General features: G+C 53.6%; 15 protein-coding genes. 6 read left to right on the top strand and 9 right to left on the bottom strand.

Features of this window, described 5'->3' with window-relative positions:
* Positions 1–54: 54 nt before the first annotated feature.
* From ACQG2G_RS18545 to zupT, 5 genes are all read right to left on the bottom strand, one after another.
* On the bottom strand, positions 55–1,116 hold the full coding sequence (locus ACQG2G_RS18545; RefSeq protein ID WP_248766908.1) for a fimbrial protein: 1,062 nt from the start codon (positions 1,114–1,116) through the stop codon (positions 55–57).
* A gap of 2 nt (positions 1,117–1,118) precedes the next feature.
* The gene (locus ACQG2G_RS18540) at positions 1,119–1,853 is read right to left on the bottom strand and encodes a fimbrial biogenesis chaperone (protein WP_248766634.1); all 735 of its coding nucleotides are present in this window, start codon (positions 1,851–1,853) and stop codon (positions 1,119–1,121) included.
* Between the two features lie 14 nt (positions 1,854–1,867).
* On the bottom strand, positions 1,868–4,390 hold the full coding sequence (locus ACQG2G_RS18535) for a fimbria/pilus outer membrane usher protein (protein WP_348595950.1): 2,523 nt from the start codon (positions 4,388–4,390) through the stop codon (positions 1,868–1,870).
* A gap of 78 nt (positions 4,391–4,468) precedes the next feature.
* Entirely contained in the window at positions 4,469–5,044 is a 576-nt protein-coding gene (locus ACQG2G_RS18530; RefSeq protein ID WP_348595951.1) for a fimbrial-like protein, read from the bottom strand.
* Positions 5,045–5,468: 424 nt separating this feature from the next.
* Positions 5,469–6,242 carry a zinc transporter ZupT gene (gene zupT / locus ACQG2G_RS18525; protein WP_061771670.1) on the bottom strand — a complete coding sequence of 258 codons (774 nt, stop codon included), beginning with the start codon at positions 6,240–6,242 and terminating at the stop codon, positions 5,469–5,471.
* A 196-nt stretch (positions 6,243–6,438) separates the two neighbouring features.
* On the opposite strand from zupT, the gene ygiD reads away from it, so the two are divergent.
* Positions 6,439–7,227, top strand: a complete 789-nt coding sequence (ygiD, locus tag ACQG2G_RS18520; protein WP_348595952.1) for a 4,5-DOPA dioxygenase extradiol — start codon at positions 6,439–6,441, stop codon at positions 7,225–7,227.
* Positions 7,228–7,310: 83 nt separating this feature from the next.
* Here ygiD and ACQG2G_RS18515 read toward each other — a convergent pair whose 3' ends face one another.
* The 3 genes from ACQG2G_RS18515 to tolC all read right to left on the bottom strand — a co-directional run bounded on the left by ACQG2G_RS18515 (position 7,311) and on the right by tolC (position 10,796).
* Positions 7,311–8,471: a glutathionylspermidine synthase family protein gene (locus ACQG2G_RS18515; protein WP_029883040.1), complete on the bottom strand. Its 1,161-nt coding sequence runs from the start codon at positions 8,469–8,471 to the stop codon at positions 7,311–7,313.
* Positions 8,472–8,473: 2 nt separating this feature from the next.
* Positions 8,474–9,139 carry a DUF1190 family protein gene (locus tag ACQG2G_RS18510; RefSeq protein ID WP_013098745.1) on the bottom strand — a complete coding sequence of 222 codons (666 nt, stop codon included), beginning with the start codon at positions 9,137–9,139 and terminating at the stop codon, positions 8,474–8,476.
* Between the two features lie 190 nt (positions 9,140–9,329).
* Positions 9,330–10,796 (bottom strand): outer membrane channel protein TolC, encoded by a 1,467-nt coding sequence (tolC, locus tag ACQG2G_RS18505; protein ID WP_047023594.1) that lies wholly within the window; start codon positions 10,794–10,796, stop codon positions 9,330–9,332.
* Between the two features lie 203 nt (positions 10,797–10,999).
* Between tolC and nudF the strand changes: the two genes are divergently transcribed.
* Genes nudF through parE form a run of 5 tightly spaced genes read left to right on the top strand, consistent with a single transcriptional unit; the run spans position 11,000 to position 15,408 of the window.
* Complete coding sequence (nudF, locus tag ACQG2G_RS18500; RefSeq protein WP_013098743.1) at positions 11,000–11,632, top strand: ADP-ribose diphosphatase; 633 nt, start codon at positions 11,000–11,002, stop codon at positions 11,630–11,632.
* Entirely contained in the window at positions 11,629–12,051 is a 423-nt protein-coding gene (locus tag ACQG2G_RS18495; protein ID WP_003862516.1) for a DUF1249 family protein, read from the top strand. The genes nudF and ACQG2G_RS18495 overlap by 4 nt, the downstream gene beginning before the upstream one ends.
* A gap of 27 nt (positions 12,052–12,078) precedes the next feature.
* Positions 12,079–12,906 carry a 3',5'-cyclic-AMP phosphodiesterase gene (gene cpdA, locus ACQG2G_RS18490; RefSeq protein ID WP_020689480.1) on the top strand — a complete coding sequence of 276 codons (828 nt, stop codon included), beginning with the start codon at positions 12,079–12,081 and terminating at the stop codon, positions 12,904–12,906.
* The gene (yqiA, locus tag ACQG2G_RS18485; RefSeq protein WP_014833291.1) at positions 12,906–13,487 is read left to right on the top strand and encodes an esterase YqiA; all 582 of its coding nucleotides are present in this window, start codon (positions 12,906–12,908) and stop codon (positions 13,485–13,487) included. Before cpdA ends, yqiA begins: the two co-directional genes overlap by 1 nt.
* Before the next feature lie 28 nt (positions 13,488–13,515).
* Positions 13,516–15,408 (top strand): DNA topoisomerase IV subunit B, encoded by a 1,893-nt coding sequence (gene parE, locus ACQG2G_RS18480; protein WP_013098740.1) that lies wholly within the window; start codon positions 13,516–13,518, stop codon positions 15,406–15,408.
* A gap of 102 nt (positions 15,409–15,510) precedes the next feature.
* Here the strand turns inward: parE and ACQG2G_RS18475 are convergent, their stop codons facing one another.
* Positions 15,511–17,652: a TonB-dependent siderophore receptor gene (locus tag ACQG2G_RS18475; RefSeq protein ID WP_097534834.1), complete on the bottom strand. Its 2,142-nt coding sequence runs from the start codon at positions 17,650–17,652 to the stop codon at positions 15,511–15,513.
* Positions 17,653–17,924 lie beyond the last annotated feature (272 nt).

The following is a 17,924-nucleotide window of genomic DNA, read 5'->3' as shown; positions in this document are numbered from 1 at the left end:
GCGAGGGGCTAAATAAGCAGACCAACAGGAGATGCTGGTCTGCTTTTTGAACAATTATTGATAATTGATTTTGACAATAATGTCTTTACTGAATGGTCCAGGAATAACGGCTTCACCAGGTTTACGGGTTAGCTCCGCCGTATAGTCATGCGTCAGCGTCGTCTCCGTATCATCAGGGTGATAGGTTGCAAAAGGAAGATACTGGTTGTACGTCACATCGCCATTGGTTTTATCAATGAGACGCATGAGTAAACCATTTCCCATGTCCAGATGCGTATTATCGTAGAGCGTATCGGTGGTGTAAAAGCTGGTCGTTACGTCAAATTGTTCTGAACAGCCAGCAGTGGCATCCCGGATTGTCGAAATGCTAAACGGTGAGGTGACGGCGTTAGTATTGACTGCGCTCTCCGTAAACTGGCCAAAATTCACAATCTGATTTTCAGGGTAGATCCGGATATCCACACCGCAATCCAGGAAGTGAATATTTGAAAGCCCGGTAATGTCGTAATGCAGGTTTTTTGCATAGGGCATGACATTTATCCCTCCGACACCATCAAAGGTAAGTACGGTGACCGAAGGGAATGTGAAGTCAAACTGCTCTTTTGGTACCTCTTTTAACTTCACATAGAGGCGAAACCGCACGGTGAAAGTGACGTTTTTCTGAATGGTGGTGCCATTGCAGGCCGCTTCGCTATACTTGTGCCACTCGTCATCGCCCCGGTCAAGACAGACGCCGGTATCAATTTTGATGTCAGGGGTATCATAGTCAACACCGTTATAAGTCACGCCAAATGCCAGATAGGGATTGTTGGTCATCAGGCTATCGGTATTATGAAAACTGTCCAGGATATAGGCATAAATGTTTTCGCTCCAGGGATCCTGTTCGACCGGCTTGGTGTGATCGCGCGTCGCATTATCGCAATACACTGTTACCAGCAAATCGCCGCTTTCCCAGATTTTTTGCCCGGCAGGGGCGTTTGCCGGTACCGTGAATGTTGGCAACGTAGTTGTCACCAGACTTGCTCCCCCTTTTGAACCTTTGTAGCAGTCCAGCGCCCATGCGGATGATGAGAACAGACAAAAAAGGGTAATTGCCGCGAGGTATATTTTTTTCATCATTATCCCTTTTTCACCGGCTTGCTCTGGCAGGTGGGTTGCACTGTGTTACAGCTCACCTTAAACATTTCCAGGCCACCATAATCGCCGATATAGCCAATTTGGAAATCAGCGGGCAGATTAGCCAGCGCTTGGCTGGCCTGACCGAACGGCTCGATCATGACGCTCTCCGCACCCGGCAATAAGGTTTTACCGTTCAGGCCGATATAGCCCACGGTGATGTAATAGGGGCTGCTGTTTTTAAACTGCAGCGTACCCGAGGCGCGGGATATAACTACCTTATCCAGCGGAACAAACTGGCCCTCCTTCAGCTCAATGGCTTTTGGCCGCCAGAACAGCTTAAGGCGGCTTTGCATGGCAATTTGCATCACGTTCTTCTGCTCGGCTTTGGGTGGGATCTCCCGCATGTTGTAATAAAACAGCGACTCGCGATCGGCTGGAAGTCGGCTGAGGTTTTGCTGCGCCATCAGGCGAACCTGCGCTTGTTCCTCAGGCTCGATACGCAACAGTGGCGGAACAGGAGAGATAAACTCGCGCGTTTTTTTACCCTCTTTATCCTCTATCCATGACTGAGCCAGATAAGGATCGGTTTTACTCTGGTTTATCAATCTGACCGACACGCTTTTTGCGGAGGCGTTGAAAATGATGCGTGTTCTGTCGGGGGACACGGTGGCGTATGCAAGATTACACGCGCCGAGAAGGCAGATAAGTCCTTTTGAAATTAACGATAGGTTCATTGTTTCATCCTGAATTAATGCACGGTTTTACAAGGGAGTAAGATTGCCTCGCCGCTGAGGTTACTTTGGTTTGGGGGCGTGATTTCGCACGTTTTGTCAGACCAGCTCAGGCGTAAAGCGCTGTCTTCCTGAATCCCGCTGAGGTATACGAAACCTTCTTCCGCCACGAGGCCGACCTCTTTGCCTGAGGCCTTGTCGATGACGCTAACGCCCAGAGGGGGATACTGACCGTTTTCCTGGCGAATGATGCCAACGATCTGGTATCCGCTGGTGGCGTTGAGCTTGCTATAGCCTATGGCACCTTCCGTCAGCGTGGTTCGAATGACGGAGGTTTCGATATCTACCCCATCCGGGAGCGTGTTGCTGTTAACCCGGACGGTAGACGTGGTGTAGTTAGTCAATGAAGGCAGTACGGCAATACCAAAAGCATTTGTACGCGTGCGCGAGCTGTTGACTTCAATGCCTGCCACGCCGTTGGCATCAAGCATCATGCGGGCGTTGTTCGCCGGGCTGTAATCATGCAGCGCCATGCCGTGGCGCGTGGCGGTGAATGAGCCATTCCAGCCCGCAGTGATGGAGCGGTATTGATTGGGTTGGACGCTTCCGGAAAGATTCAGTCGTCCGTAAGGAGAGTAGTGCTGATACCCGCCGCGCAGGGAAGGTTCACCCTCGCGCAGATCTTCTTCCGTGGCCGAGGCCGAGATATTCCAGGTGTTATTGCGGTCGGAGGAGTCAAAATAAGAAGCCATATGCGATGCGCTGTCTCCGCCCGAGCGCTGATAGCTATACATAATGCTGCGACTCTGCTCCAGCGGTAGCGTGAACGAGAAATAAACCTGATTTTCGTCGCTATCGTCCCAGCGCACGCGGCTCAGCGCCAGCGAAGCGGACAGGCCTCTTAAATTGCCGATATCAAAATTGCGGCTCAGCGAAAAGGAGTAGTTTGTGTTGCTGCTGTTGTCCCAGTAGGTGTTACGGGTGACGTTGAGATAGGTATTTAATGCCAGCGAATCAAGGTACTGGTTGAAGGAGATAACATAACTCTCTTTTTCGTTTGTCGTTGAGGTATCTCCGTCCCGGGAGGCGAGATATTCACTCATTGAGACATATTCTTTATCCGAGAATCGATAACCTGCGAAGGTGATCTGGCTGCCGGTCGCCTCAAAACGTTTTGCGTAGTTGGCGCGATAGCTGTACCCACGCTGTGTCTCATTTTTTCCCTGATGGAGCGTGGCCTCGGCGCCCGTCACATCAAAAGAGATCGAGCCGAACGAATCCAGGTTGAAGCCGATACCGGTGGTCATGGCCTGATAATCATCCGCGGTCAGCAGGGTGCCGCCATACAGTGACACATTACTCAGCCAGCCCCAGGAGAGTTCACCTGTCCAGAAAAGCGGGTTATTGATATCGTTATGGCCCGTAGCGGTGGGCTTACCGATGGATGTTTTATAGCGCACCTGGCCTTTTCGGGTCAGGAAGGGGATTGAGGATGAACCCACCTGGAAGGTGGTTTTGCGCCCATCTTCCTCTTCGACCACCACATCCAGCTGTCCCTGGTAGGTTTCACCCAGGTCTGAAATGGTGAACGGGCCCGGCGCGACGGTTGTTTGATAAAGAACGCGGCCAGACTGGGAGACGGTCACTTTGGCATTGGTCTGCGCGATGCCGTTAATTTGTGGTGCATAACCTTGTAAATCAGGCGGCAGCATACTTTCATCACTTTCCAGTGAGGCACCGGTAAAGTGGAAGGTATCAAAAATATCTGAGCTTAAATCATATTGCCCCAGCGTCATTTTTGATGACAGCGAAGGGATAGGGCGGTAGAGATAGGTCCGTGCCAGACTGCTGTCGCTGCCTGTAGACTCACCGTGACGAAAGTTTTGGTTATACTGATAATCTGAACGCAGACGCCACGCGCCGAGGTTAAACCCGAGCGTGCCGTAGGCGCTGACATTCTGGCTGTCGTCACCCCCGTGCGGATCGTACTGGCTGGCATAGAGATTATAATCAAGTAAAACACCCGCAATGCCTTCATCCCAATATTCCGGCGGCGTCCAGTTCTTCGCCTGATATTTCATCCATGCCTGGGGAACGGTGACGGAAAGCACCATCGTCCCTTTATTAAGGGAAAAGCCCAGCTCAGGAACAGCAGAAAGATCAAGGCAACGTCCGCCCTGAGAATAATGGAGCCGCGAAATAAAATCGGTGCTCAGTCCGAAAGCGGATAACTGCCCGGCATTCACGCAAATTTGCGAACCGCTTTCGTTTTCCGTTGCGATCCACTCCATTGTTGCGGATTGAGGCAACGTGTTTTTATTGACCTGAATGCGGACGAGATAGCTACCCGGCGCGATGTGGCCTTTTTTCTCAAACTGGGAAATATCAATATTACTTCGGTCTTCAACGTCAATCATATCTGTGTTGAATTGAACCGCGGAGACAGGCAACACAAATAAAGCTGAGTAAAATGTGGCACTCAGCGAATACTTTATAAAAGCAGAGAGGCGGGAGAGTTGATGTGCTGAGTGTTTTAGCATAAATCCGTTTCGCTTTTAAAAAGAAGGCATAAAAGCCGATGAGTCCTTCATCGGCTACGTTTTCAGACGACAATCAAATTACTTATAATCAAGAATATAATTCGCCTGGGCCTGAACGTTACCCGGGGTAGCCGTGCTGCCAGATACCGGTTCCATGCGGGCTTTGAAGTTCAGTTCCTGATAGGCATTTGTGGTAGGGAAGGACACTTCAATCGGGGTACCCAGTGTGACTTTATTACTGCCGCTATCCAGTAAGCGAATGCCTACACCTGTTGCACCGCCGATGTTTCCATCCAGCGTGTTTTTCATCAGGCTGGTGTCGGTTGCATCGGTGCTTGCGGAAGTAAAGGTCACTTTTACTTTGTCGATAGTGGTGGTGGTTTGCCCAGTTGTCGTTGAGAGAATGCAGTCCTGCAGGTGGATATTGACGTCAACCGGCAGCGAGTTTTTACCGCTATTCAGCACGCTATCCGCGACTTCGCCTAATTCAATAGTCTGATTTTCATCTCCCGGGGTGATTGAGCAAGGGGCACTGATCACTTCACCGGTAAACGTGATCTTCCCCGAGCCCTGGTTATCTGCCGCCACAGCAGTAAATGACAGACCAGAAAGCAATGCAGTTGTCGCAACTGCCAGAATAGTCTTGTTAAACATGAAGATATAATCCTTTATCTAAGAGTGGATGGCGCAATACTTTTAATGAATTAATATTGCAACACTTTAGTTTCATTAAAGCGGTCGAAATATACCAGTCGCAATATGGTTCATCTTGTGAATATTTCTAAATGGTGGATTTAGAGGCTATTAATAAATCATTTGAAGTTATGAATGAAAAAAAAGCTGTTGCTCAACAGCCAGAATGCTTGGTTTAAATAGTGATTGACATCAATCTTTTGAGTTTTTTTAAATACACGAAGCGGTAATTATTTTACGGGAAATAGTTATAAATAATATTTCTTAAGTGAATTCTATGGCGATTAGAAAGTATAGTGCCGGACTTTGTATCATTAATACTGATAGTTGGCATTCACTGACATTAAAAGAAATTGCGCTCCCTCAAATAAGGAAGCGCAACCGTTCAGCCAATACCCGCCGTTTGTAACAACACCAGGCTTAATCCCATTACAGACATTCCGCACAACACCCCATAACTCGGATTGTTGTTAGGATCGATCTCTTTCGCCAGCGGCATCAGTTCATCAACCGACAGCGCCACCATAATCCCGGCAACCCCGGCCATAATAGCGGCCATTACCACCGGTGAAACCAGGCTTCCCAGTATCAGCCACGCCAGTACGCCCCCGAGAATTTCTGCCATTCCAGATATCCCGGCCCAGAACACGGCGGTGCGTTTTGACCCCGTGGCGGCATAAACCGGTCCGGCAACGGCCAGCCCTTCAGGAATATTGTGTAAGGCCACCGCCAGGGCGATACCCAGACCCATCTCCAGATTGCTGCTGGCGGTGACATAGGTCGCGACACCCTCCGGGAAGTTGTGCAGGCTGATGCCGAGCGTCAGGAGGATGGCAGTACGTTTAATCTTTTGCGGCACCGGCGCGACGCTTTTTTGCATTAAATCCTGCGGATGTGCATGTGGCAGCATGCGATCGAGGGCAAAATAGCCCAGCAGACCAAAAACAAACATGCCATAACCCAGTACCGGAGACATGCCTTCTGTGCCCAGTGCGGCAGGCAGCATCTCCATCAGAGAGATGAGCAGCATAATGCCGGCAGCAAATCCCAGTGAAAAGGCCAGCACGCGGTTAGACGGCTTTTGACCAAGCACACCGAGGATCGCACCGATAAAGGTGGCGGCACCCGCCAGGATGGTCAGGATCAAGGGGACGGACATGCAATGCTCCTTGTGATAATGATTCTCATTAATACTAATAATTCACGTTGGCCAAAGCGAGAGGGAAACCTCTGTTTTACATATTCCTTACATTCAAATTTCCTGATGATGATCTTCACGCTTATCTGCGTTCATCTTCATCGTGTTAAGCGTAATGTAGCACCATCAAATTGACACCTTCTGTAAGGATATCACCATGACTTCTTCACGTATGCCAGCACTGTTTTTAGGCCACGGTAGCCCAATGAACGTTCTGGAAGACAACGTCTACACCCGCACATGGCGTCACCTGGGCGAGACGTTGCCGCGTCCGAAGGCGATTGTGGTGGTGTCTGCACATTGGTTCACCCGTGGCACTGGCGTAACTGCCATGGAGGCGCCAAAAACAATCCATGATTTTGGCGGTTTCCCGCAGGCGTTGTACGACACGCATTATCCGGCCCCCGGCTCGCCCGAGCTGGCACAGAAGCTGGTGGATTTGCTGGCACCTGTCCCGGTCGCGCTGGATAAAGAGGCCTGGGGCTTTGACCACGGCTCATGGGGCGTGCTGATAAAAATGTACCCGGACGCCGACATCCCGATGGTGCAGTTGAGTATCGACAGCACTAAACCGGCAGCCTGGCACATGGAGATGGGCCGCAAGCTGGCTACGCTTCGTGATAAAGGCATTATGCTGGTGGCAAGCGGTAACGTGGTACACAACCTGCGTACGGCGCGCTGGCACGGTGAAAATACACCTTACCCATGGGCAACGTCCTTTAACGATTACGTCAAAGACAATCTGACCTGGCAGGGCCCGGTTGAGCAGCATCCGCTGGTGAACTATCTGGATCACGAAGGCGGTTCGCTCTCTAACCCAACGCCGGAACACTTCCTGCCGCTGCTGTACGTTCTTGGCGCGTGGGATGGTCAGGAACCGGTGACGATCCCGGTCGACGGTATTGAGATGGGGAGTTTGAGTATGTTGTCGGTGCAGGTGGGGTAAAAAACATGCCGGGTGGCGGCTTCGCCTTACCCGGCCTACATCTCGCGTGTAGGCCCGGTAAGCGTAGCGCCACCGGGCAAGCCTTATTCGACGAAGATGTGCGGATAGAACCGTGACAGATCCTGCGTGATCAGCGCGCGATCTTCGCGGATGCCAATCCCGGCAGGCTGATCGTTGATGAGCCAGCTGCCAATCAGCGTATAGCTGTCGCCAAATTTCGGCAGCTGATAAAACGCCTGGACGATCATTCCTTCTTCGCCGTAAGGCCCTTCAACCGCTTCCAGCGTTTTACCGTTTTCGATAATGGAGACGTTTGCCCCCTCGCGGGAGAAGATTGGCTTCACGACATATTTTTCCATTTGCGGATAATCATCTTCCGCAAAGTATGCCGGCAGCAGGTTCGGGTGGTTCGGGAACATTTCCCACAGCATCGGCAGCAGGGCTTTGTTGGAGATGATGCTCTTCCATGCCGGTTCCAGCCAGCGCACGCCAGCGTCTTCCAGCTTGGTGGAGAACATCTCACGCAGCATATATTCCCACGGGTAGAGTTTGAACAGGTTGCTGATTACCTGATCCTGCAGGTCAGTAAACTGACCTTTCTCGCCCAGACCGATATCCTCTATATAGAGAAACTCGGTGGCGACTTCCGCTTCGGCAGCACAATCCTGCAGATACTGAACCGTTCCACGATCTTCTTCCGTGTCACGGCAGCAGGCGAGATGCAGCAGGTTGAAACCGTGCTGTTCACGCAGCTCGGCGAAACGCTCAATCAACTTTTCCTGCAGGCTATTGAACTGGTCGCTCTCTTCCGGCAGGTTTCCGGCGTTCATCTGGTCTTCCAGCCAGATCCACTGGAAGAAGGCCGCTTCATACAGAGAGGTTGGCGTATCGGCGTTATTTTCCAGAAGCTTAGGTTCACCCACGCCATCCCACGCCAGATCAAGGCGAGAATAGAGCGAGGGCTGGCTGGTTTTCCACGACTGGCGCACAAAGCCCCAGGTGTGCTTCGGAATGCGGAATTTAGCCATCAGCTCGTCGCTGTCGATCACTTTCTCGACGACCTTCAGGCACATCTGATGCAGTTCTGCCGTCACCGCTTCCAGTTTTTCCACCTGAGCGAGCGTCAGTTTGTAGTAAGCGTCTTCACACCAGTACGGCTCGCCATACATGGTGTGGAAGTTAAAACCGTATTCGGTCGCTTTTTCGCGCCAGTCCGGGCGCTCGGTGATACTGACTCGTTCCATGATCAGCCGCCCATTGAGCGAGTTGACGTACCCGTCGCGCTGCGCTGCATGCTGGTCTGTTTCGCCACAGATTCACCGAACCCGCCGCGGGTGATGGTGCTGGTGGTAGCCGGTTTCGGAGCCATCGCCGTTTTCGGTACGGTCACGGTGCGGCCAGGCGTTGCTGCGCCATAGCCTTTGCCGCTGGCATCGGTGTATTGGCCGTAGGCCGGGCTGGCCGGGTTTTTCGAGCTAAACAGCGGCTGCTGTTGGTAACCCGCCCCGCCGCCCATCAGGCGGCCCATCATATAGCCGGCCATCAGTGGCATCCAGAAGCTGCCGCTGGACTGAGCCTGCGCCTGATTTTCTGGCGCCGTTCCCGCCTGAGCCGGTGTCTGTTGACACTGGCCTTCACCGAACTCTGCCACGCAGTCTTCGCGTGTGGCATATTTCGGTGCGGTACGTTCCGCTTCTTTCAGGGCGTTGTTATACGCGGTCTTACATTCTGCCGCGTTACCGGTTGCGGCTGAGCAGTCCTCTGCGTTTTGATACAGAGAGACCGTTTCATCGCTTTTCTCACAGCCTGCCAGCATAAAGACAGCGGTAACCGCCAGCGCAACAGGGGTGAGGTGACGCGCGTTCCAGCTTTTGCGGAACGAAGCGTGATTTATGGATTTTGTCCGTTTCATATTTGTCTTCCAGGACCCAGTGGTTATAACGCTCAGGATAGAGGATGAGTGGTTGAAAATGAAGCGAAGAGGGTCGGAATCAGGGGGATCTTTACGTTGGCTTACGTTCGGATGTGATTCAGATGCTCCCTCTCCCTGTGGGAGAGGGCTGGGGTGAGGGCATCAGGCCGCAGTGGGCCTGATGACACTCTTAGTGACGGAACGGATTGCTGCCGGTGTTGGTACGCGCAGCCGCTGGCTGTGCAGCAGGGGCGTTGCTGTTAGCGTTGAAGTTATCAACCGCAGCAACCTGCTCCGGATTCTCCGGTGCCACGCTGTCCGGCGAGGTTGAGACCGGTTTACCCAGCGCATTGTTCAGCGCCAGCAGGTCCTGCTCGTTCAGCGTACCCAGCGCCTGCTTGATGTTCAGCTGGTTAATCAGGTACTGGTAACGTGCACTGGAGAGCTGTTGTTTCGCGTTATACAGCGTGGTGGTCGCGTCCAGCACGTCAACAATGGTACGGGTACCGACGGAGTAACCAGCTTCCATTGCATCCAGGGAGCTTTGGGCAGACACAACGGCCTGTTTATACGCGTTGATGCTGCTGATCGAGGCGTTCACGTTGTTGAACGAAGAGCGCACGGTCTGCACCACGTTGCGGTGGGCGCTTTCCAACTGCTCGCTTGCGCCAACGAAGTTGTACTGCGCCTGTTTCACCTGAGAATTCACCAAACCGCCCTGATACAGCGGCAGGGAGAAGCTCAGGCCGACTTTGTTCTGGCCCTGGTTGCTGTCGTCATACTGGGCGGTGTTGGTTTTAGAACCGCTGTAGCTGGTATCAGACACGCCGGTGGAGGCGCTCAGGCTCAGGGTTGGCAGATGGCCATCCTGTGCCTGACGAATCTGCTCGCGGGCCAGGTCCTGGCTCAAACGCGCCTGCAGTAAGGTCAGGTTGCGGTTTTCTGCTTCTTTCAGCAGGGCATTCACCGCCTGCGGCTTATCGGTCTTGAAGTTATCTACGTTCAGGGAAGCCAGTTCTGGATAGTAATTACCGGTGACCTGACGCAGAGATTCCAGCGCGTTGTCGAGGTTGTTACGCGCGGTCACTTCGTTGGCCAGTACGCTGTCGTACTGTGAACGGGCGTTCTGCACGTCAGTGATGGCGACCAGGCCCACGTTGAAACGCTGGGTGGTTTGATCTAACTGACGGTAAATTGCCTGTTTCTGCGCTTCAGTATAGGAGAGCGAGTCAATCGCGCTCAGCACGTTGAAGTACGCAGTCGCCGTGTTCAGGATCAGCGTTTGCTGGTCGGTCTGATAGGTCACATCCTGGATACCCGCGCTCTTTTCCTGCAGGGTCAGGGCGCGCCATTTGGACATATCAAACAGGGTCTGTGTTAATTGCAGTGAGGCGCTGGTAGCATTGGAGTTAACGCCGTTAGCGTCGCGGAAACCGTTGCTGTAGGTATAATCTGCACCTAAACCTAACTGCGGCAGCAGTGGGCTACGCGCTTCGTTAATCTTTTCAAACGCAGCATCACGATCGGCCGCTGATTTACGTAAATCAGGGTTGCCCAGACGTGCCTGCTGGTAGACCTGTAACAGGTTTTCCGCCTGGCTCATTGCACTGAAGCCCGTCAGGCTCAGGCCGATAAGGATGGGGAGCAATTTCTTCATTTGCATTCCTTGTTGTGAAGCAGTATTAGCGCTGATCTAATTAAAAATAATTGCCGATTCTAACAGAATCATCCACACCAAAAGGTTGGCGTAATGTGCCATGTGGCGTTAATTTGCACCAATCTACCATATAGCCTTGCAAACGGCAGCCAAACAGCCTTGAAATTCATAATTTCATCACCATTGCTACCAGGACTCGACTCATGCAAAAACCAGATAAGTTGCCCGTGACATTCGCCAAAAACGATGTAGAAATTATTGCACGAGAAACGCTTTATAGCGGTTTTTTTTCAATGGAACTTTACCGTTTCAGGCATCGCCTGTTTAACGGTGAGATGAGCGGCGAAATCAGGCGCGAAATTTTTGAGCGCGGGCATGCAGCAGTCTTGCTACCCTTTGACCCAGTGCGTGATGAAGTCGTACTGGTTGAGCAGATTCGCATTGCGGCGTATGACGTCAGTGAAAGCCCGTGGTTGCTGGAGATGGTCGCCGGCATGATCGAAGAGGGCGAGTCGGTTGAAGACGTTGCCCGCCGCGAGGCGCTGGAAGAGGCGGGGCTGATCGTTGGCCGCACAAAACCGGTGCTCAGCTATCTGGCCAGTCCGGGAGGCACCAGCGAGCGCTTGTCCATCATGGTGGGCGAAGTGGACGCCACGACCGCGGATGGGATCCACGGTCTGGCAGATGAAAACGAAGATATTCGGGTTCATGTGGTGAGTCGGGAGCAGGCTTACCAGTGGGTAGAAGAGGGGAAAATCGACAACGCAGCGTCTGTCATCGCCCTGCAATGGCTGCAACTGCATTATCAGACATTACGAAACGAGTGGAAAAAATGAAGCGTTATACACCTGACTTCCCAGAAATGATGCGCCTGTGCGAAACCAATTTCGCACAATTGCGCCGCCTGCTGCCGAGAAACGACGCACCCGGCGAAACGGTAAGCTATCAGGTGAGCAACGCGCAGTATCGATTAACGATAACAGAATCAACGCGCTACACTACGCTGGTGGAAATCGAACAAACGGCACCCAGCATTAGCTACTGGAGCCTGCCGTCAATGACGGTGCGGCTCTACCACGACGCGATGGTCGCTGAAGTGTGTTCAAGTCAGCAGATCTTTCGTTTTAAAGCGCGGTATGATTACCCGAATAAAAAGTTGCATCAACGCGACGAAAAGCATCAAATTAACCAGTTTTTAGCCGACTGGCTAAGATATTGTTTAGCACATGGAGCAATGGCGATTCCGGTTTGTTAGCGTCATAAACCTACCTAAGGACACCATTTGGAAAGCCTGTTGAACCTGACTGTTGCTGGTGGGGCACCAGTCAGGATATTACAAATCACCGATACTCACCTTTTTGCCGAAAAGCATGAAACGCTGCTGGGGGTGAACACCTGGGAGAGTTATCAGGCTGTACTTAGCGCTATTCACGCAGAAAATCGTGCCTGCGATCTGATCGTTGCAACGGGCGATCTGGCGCAGGATCAATCCTCCGCGGCCTACCAGCATTTTGCTGAAGGCATCGCGAGCTTTAGCGTGCCGTGCGTCTGGCTTCCGGGCAACCACGACTTTCAGCCTGCGATGTACAGCTCTCTTCAGGAGGCGGGGATCTCTCCGGCGAAGTGTGTGTTTGCCGGTGAGCAGTGGCAGATCCTGCTGCTCGACAGCCAGGTGTTTGGCGTCCCGCACGGTGAGTTAAGCGAGTTTCAGCTCGACTGGCTGGAGACCAAACTGGCCGCCGAACCGGCGCGACATACGCTGCTTTTGCTTCATCATCATCCGCTTCCGGCGGGCTGTAGCTGGCTCGATCAACACAGCCTGCGCAATTCTGCCGCCCTGGATAGCGTGCTGGTGAAATTCCCGCGCGTGAAGAATCTGCTGTGCGGACACATTCATCAGGAACAGGATCTCGACTGGAATGGCCGCCGTCTGCTGGCGACGCCGTCGACCTGCGTTCAGTTTAAGCCGCACTGCGCGAACTTTACCCTGGATACCATCGCGCCGGGCTGGCGCTGGCTGGAACTGCATGCGGATGGTTCACTGACCACGGAAGTCTGCCGTCTGGCAGGCGCGCAATTCCGCCCCGATACCGCTTCAGAAGGCTATTGATGTCTACGCTCCTCTACCTGCATGGGTTCAACAGCTCGCCGCGATCTGCCAAAGCGACACAGTTACGCCAGTGGCTGAGCGAGCATCATCCGCACGTTGAGATGATTATCCCGCAGCTGCCGCCTTATCCGGCAGAGGCGGCGGAGATGCTGGAATCCATTGTTCTGGAACACGGCGGCGAATCTTTCGGCGTGGTGGGTTCCTCGCTGGGAGGGTATTACGCCACATGGCTCTCGCAATGCTTTATGCTGCCCGCCGTTGTGGTTAACCCGGCGGTTCGACCGTTTGAGCTGCTGCGGGACTTTCTTGGCGAAAACGAGAACCCCTACACCGGCCAACAATATGTGCTAGAGTCACGCCATATTTACGATCTCAAAGTTATGCAGGTCGACCCGCTTGAAGCACCGGACCTGATCTGGCTGCTGCAACAAACGGGTGATGAAGTGCTGGATTACCGCCAGGCAGTGGCGTATTACGCCTCCTGCCGCCAGACTATAGAAGAGGGCGGAAACCATGCTTTCACGGGCTTTGAAGATCATTTCACCCAGATTGTCGATTTTCTTGGACTGCACAGCCTCTGACAATCAATGCGAATTGCTAGTTTAAATCATGACGCAAACCTATAACGCTGATGCCATTGAGGTACTCACCGGGCTTGAGCCGGTTCGCCGCCGCCCGGGGATGTACACCGATACGACGCGCCCAAACCATCTGGGCCAGGAAGTTATTGATAACAGTGTCGACGAAGCGCTGGCAGGCCATGCCAAACGCGTCGACGTTATCCTGCATGCCGATCAGTCGCTGGAAGTTATCGACGACGGTCGCGGCATGCCGGTGGATATCCACCCGGAAGAGGGCGTACCGGCCGTTGAGCTGATCCTCTGCCGACTGCATGCGGGCGGTAAGTTCTCCAACAAGAACTACCAGTTCTCCGGTGGTTTGCACGGTGTGGGGATCTCCGTGGTTAACGCCCTGTCTAAGCGCGTGGAAGTGAATGTTCGCCGCGACGGCCAGGTGTATAACATCGCGTTTGAAAACGGCGAGAAAGTGCAGGATCTGCAGGTTGTCGGCACGTGCGGTAAACGCAACACCGGCACCAGCGTCCACTTCTGGCCTGACGAAAGCTTCTTCGACAGCCCACGTTTCTCCGTTTCTCGCCTGACGCACCTGCTGAAAGCCAAAGCGGTACTGTGCCCTGGCGTGGAAATCACGTTTAAAGATAACGTCAACAATACCGAGCAGAGCTGGTGCTATGCCGACGGTCTGAACGACTACCTGTGCGAAGCGGTAAACGGCCTGCCGACGCTGCCGGAAAAACCGTTCGTCGGTAATTTCACCGGTGACACCGAAGCGGTGGACTGGGCGCTGCTGTGGCTGCCGGAAGGCGGTGAGCTGCTGACCGAAAGTTACGTCAACCTGATCCCAACCATGCTCGGCGGTACGCACGTTAACGGGCTGCGTCAGGGTCTGCTGGATGCGATGCGTGAATTCTGCGAATACCGCAACATTCTGCCGCGCGGCGTGAAGCTGTCGGCGGAAGATATCTGGGATCGCTGCGCCTACGTGCTTTCCGTGAAGATGCAGGATCCGCAGTTTGCGGGGCAAACCAAAGAGCGTCTCTCCTCGCGTCAGTGCGCGGCCTTTGTTTCCGGCGTGGTCAAAGATGCCTTCACCCTGTGGCTGAACCAGAACGTTCAGGCCGCAGAGATGCTGGCGGAAATGGCGATCTCCAGTGCGCAGCGTCGTCTGCGTGCGGCGAAGAAAGTGGTACGCAAAAAACTCACCAGCGGCCCTGCGCTGCCGGGCAAGCTGGCGGACTGTACCGCGCAGGATCTTAACCGTACCGAGCTGTTCCTGGTGGAAGGGGACTCGGCAGGGGGATCGGCCAAGCAGGCGCGCGACCGCGAATACCAGGCGATCATGCCGCTTAAAGGTAAAATCCTGAATACCTGGGAAGTCTCGTCCGATGAAGTGCTGGCCTCGCAGGAAGTGCATGATATCTCTGTTGCGATCGGTATCGATCCGGACAGCGAAGATCTTAGTCAGCTGCGCTACGGCAAGATCTGTATCCTCGCGGATGCGGACTCCGATGGTCTGCATATCGCCACGCTATTGTGCGCACTGTTCGTGAAGCACTTCCGCACGCTGGTGAAAAACGGCCACGTCTACGTCGCGTTGCCGCCGCTCTACCGTATCGATCTCGGCAAAGAGGTGTACTACGCGCTGACGGAAGAAGAGAAAGCGGGCGTGCTGGAGCAGCTCAAGCGCAAGAAGGGCAAACCAAACGTTCAGCGCTTCAAAGGGCTGGGCGAGATGAACCCAATGCAGCTGCGCGAAACCACGCTGGATCCTAACACCCGTCGTCTGGTTCAGTTGACCATCAGCGATGAAGATGAACAGCAAACCAACGCCATGATGGATATGCTGCTGGCCAAAAAACGCTCGGAAGACCGACGTAACTGGCTGCAGGAGAAAGGCGATATGGCGGATATTGAGGCCTGATGTCCCCTCACCCTAACCCTCTCCCCAAAGGGGAGAGGGGAATTGAACACCCTCTCCCCTTTGGGGAGAGGGCTGGGGTGAGGGGAACACCCCGCACTGAAATCAAAACGCCATCTTCACCGTAAACTGCACTTCGCGCGGGTCGCCAATCTGGTTGCCCAGGTTGTTGGTCGCAATGGACGAGGTGTAGTAGGTTTTATCAAACAGGTTCTTCACGTTCACCTGCAGCGTCACCGGATACTGCAGCTTCATTTTGTAGGCCACAAAGGCATCGGCAACAAAGTATCCCGGTAAATAATAATCCGCACCGTTGGTCGCTGAACGACGGCTCACGCCGTGTCCACCGCCGCCAAGCGTCAGGGTATTCCCGCCGATCGCGTTATGAATGTCGTAAGTCAGGAACAGGGAACCGGTATGACGCGGCACGTTTGGCAGGGGCTTACCCGCGTAGTCTGGATCCTCCAGCACTTTGGCGTCGGTGTAGCCGTAGCTGGCGATAATATTGGTATTCTCAGTCAGCGATCCGGCAAGATCCACCTCCACTCCCTGCGAGCGTACGCGGCCAGCGGTTTTGGCGATGGTTTCACCCCCCACGCTTTCGTTGTACAGCACGTTGCGCTTGTGAATATCAAACAGCGCGATGTTGGCGGTAATGCCATCGAACAGGTCAAATTTAGCCCCCACTTCGTAAGCATTAGACGTTTCCGGCGGCAGGTCACCAATGTAGCTCGCAATGGACGATTGCGGCATAAACGTCTGGGAATAGTTAGCAAACAGCGAGACGGATGGCGTGAGCTTGTAGACCAGCCCCAGCTTCGGCGTCCACTGTTCGTCGCGGCTGTCGGTATTCACATTGAACGGGCGGCCCTTGCCCGCATACTGGGTGTAATACTGGTAACGCAGCCCGGCAACGGCAATCCACTTATCGGTGAGATACAGGGCGTCCTGCGCGTAGGCGGAGTAGCTTTCCTGTTTGAGCGTCTGGTCGCTATCAGCGGCGGAGACGGTGGTGCATTTGCTGAGATTGCCGTAGGTCGGATGGTAGATATTGAAATCTTTAACGTTCTTACAGCGCATCATGTCCGTACGCAGCAGATCGTAATTCTCATACGACACACCGGTCAGGATCTCATTGTAAAAGCCCGCGATATCTACGTTCCCCTGCAGATCCGCACGCGTACTGTGCATACGCTGAGTCGAGCCCTGGGTTGCATCCACGCGACGGGTCAGGTTACCCGTTTTGGCGTCATAGGCCATCACGCGCGCCTGGTTATCACTGTATTTATCCTGGCTAAAGCTGTAGTCAAACTTCGCGGTCCACTGGCTGTTAAGTCGGTATTCGGCGTTCAGCTGCGCCAGATCGGACTGCCCGTCGGTAACGTTAAACGGCTCGTCAAAGCGGGTTTTACGATCCACGTTTACCGGTTGTTTGGTGTTGAGATCGAAAATGGTTCCCCGATCGAACGGCGTTTTATAGTCGCGATGTGAATAGAGCACGGTCACGGTGGCATCATCACCAAACCAGGTCAACGACGGGGCGATAAAGGTGCTGCGCTCGTTGCCAAAATTACGCCAGTAATCTTCATCCTGATACTCGCCCGTCAGGCGATACGCCAGCCGCGTGCCGTCAATCGGGCCGGTGACATCAATCTGCCCGGTGCCGCCGCCAAAGCTTGAGGAGGTAGCGGAAATTGAGCCGCCGAAGCGGGTTTCCGGGCGTTTGGTAACCACGTTGATCAGGCCGCCAGGATCGAGAATGCCATACAGCGTTGAGGCCGGCCCTTTCAGCACCTCCACGCGCTCGGTCGCGGCATTAAAGCTGCGCGGCAGCACGGTGCGCAGGCCGTTGGTCATTATTGACCCGTCGCGGTTCGTACCAAATCCCCGGCGCACAAACGCATCCTGCGTACCGCCCAGGGTGTTGGTCTGCACCACGTTGCTGACGTTATAAAGGGCTTCATCAAGCGAAGTAGCGTGCTGATCTTCCAGCACTTTATCACTGACGGTATTCACCACCTGCGGAATATCCAGCATCGGCATGTTGGTTAGCGTGGCGGTGGAGGTGTTAAGCGGCTGATAGCCGTTTGTGGCCTCGGCCACGGCATGGGGATCGGCGGTGACGGTCAGCGTTTCGCCGTCGTTAGCCGTTGCGGTGTCGGCCGCCTGCACCAGCGGTGCCATAAACAGCAGTGAAAAGAGCGCGCGCCCTTTTACCCCAGAGAGAGAAGGTGTGAACGTAGCCATTACATCTGTTTTCCCAAAAGATCCCGCGCATGAAGGGCGCGGAAGAATGTATGAGTCATTGCCCTTAATTGTCTGCTCGTTAGCCGTGTGGCATCGAACATGTAATTGAGAATCATTCAATCATGCGGCAATGTAGTAGTAAATGGAAAAAAGCAAAAATCGGCTACAGCCTGAAACCTCCCGTCCTGATATAAGTAGATTCCATATAATTCATTGAAAAATCTTAAATAAAAAATAACACCGCCGCTGAAGTACCTGTTATTTAACCCTGG

Origin of the sequence: Enterobacter cloacae complex sp. 382A5 (genome assembly GCF_050031095.1) — a bacterium.
Classification (GTDB): domain Bacteria; phylum Pseudomonadota; class Gammaproteobacteria; order Enterobacterales; family Enterobacteriaceae; genus Enterobacter; species Enterobacter cloacae.
The sequence above is the reverse complement of the archived record's forward strand: the minus strand, read 5'-3'. Positions and strand labels throughout refer to the sequence as shown.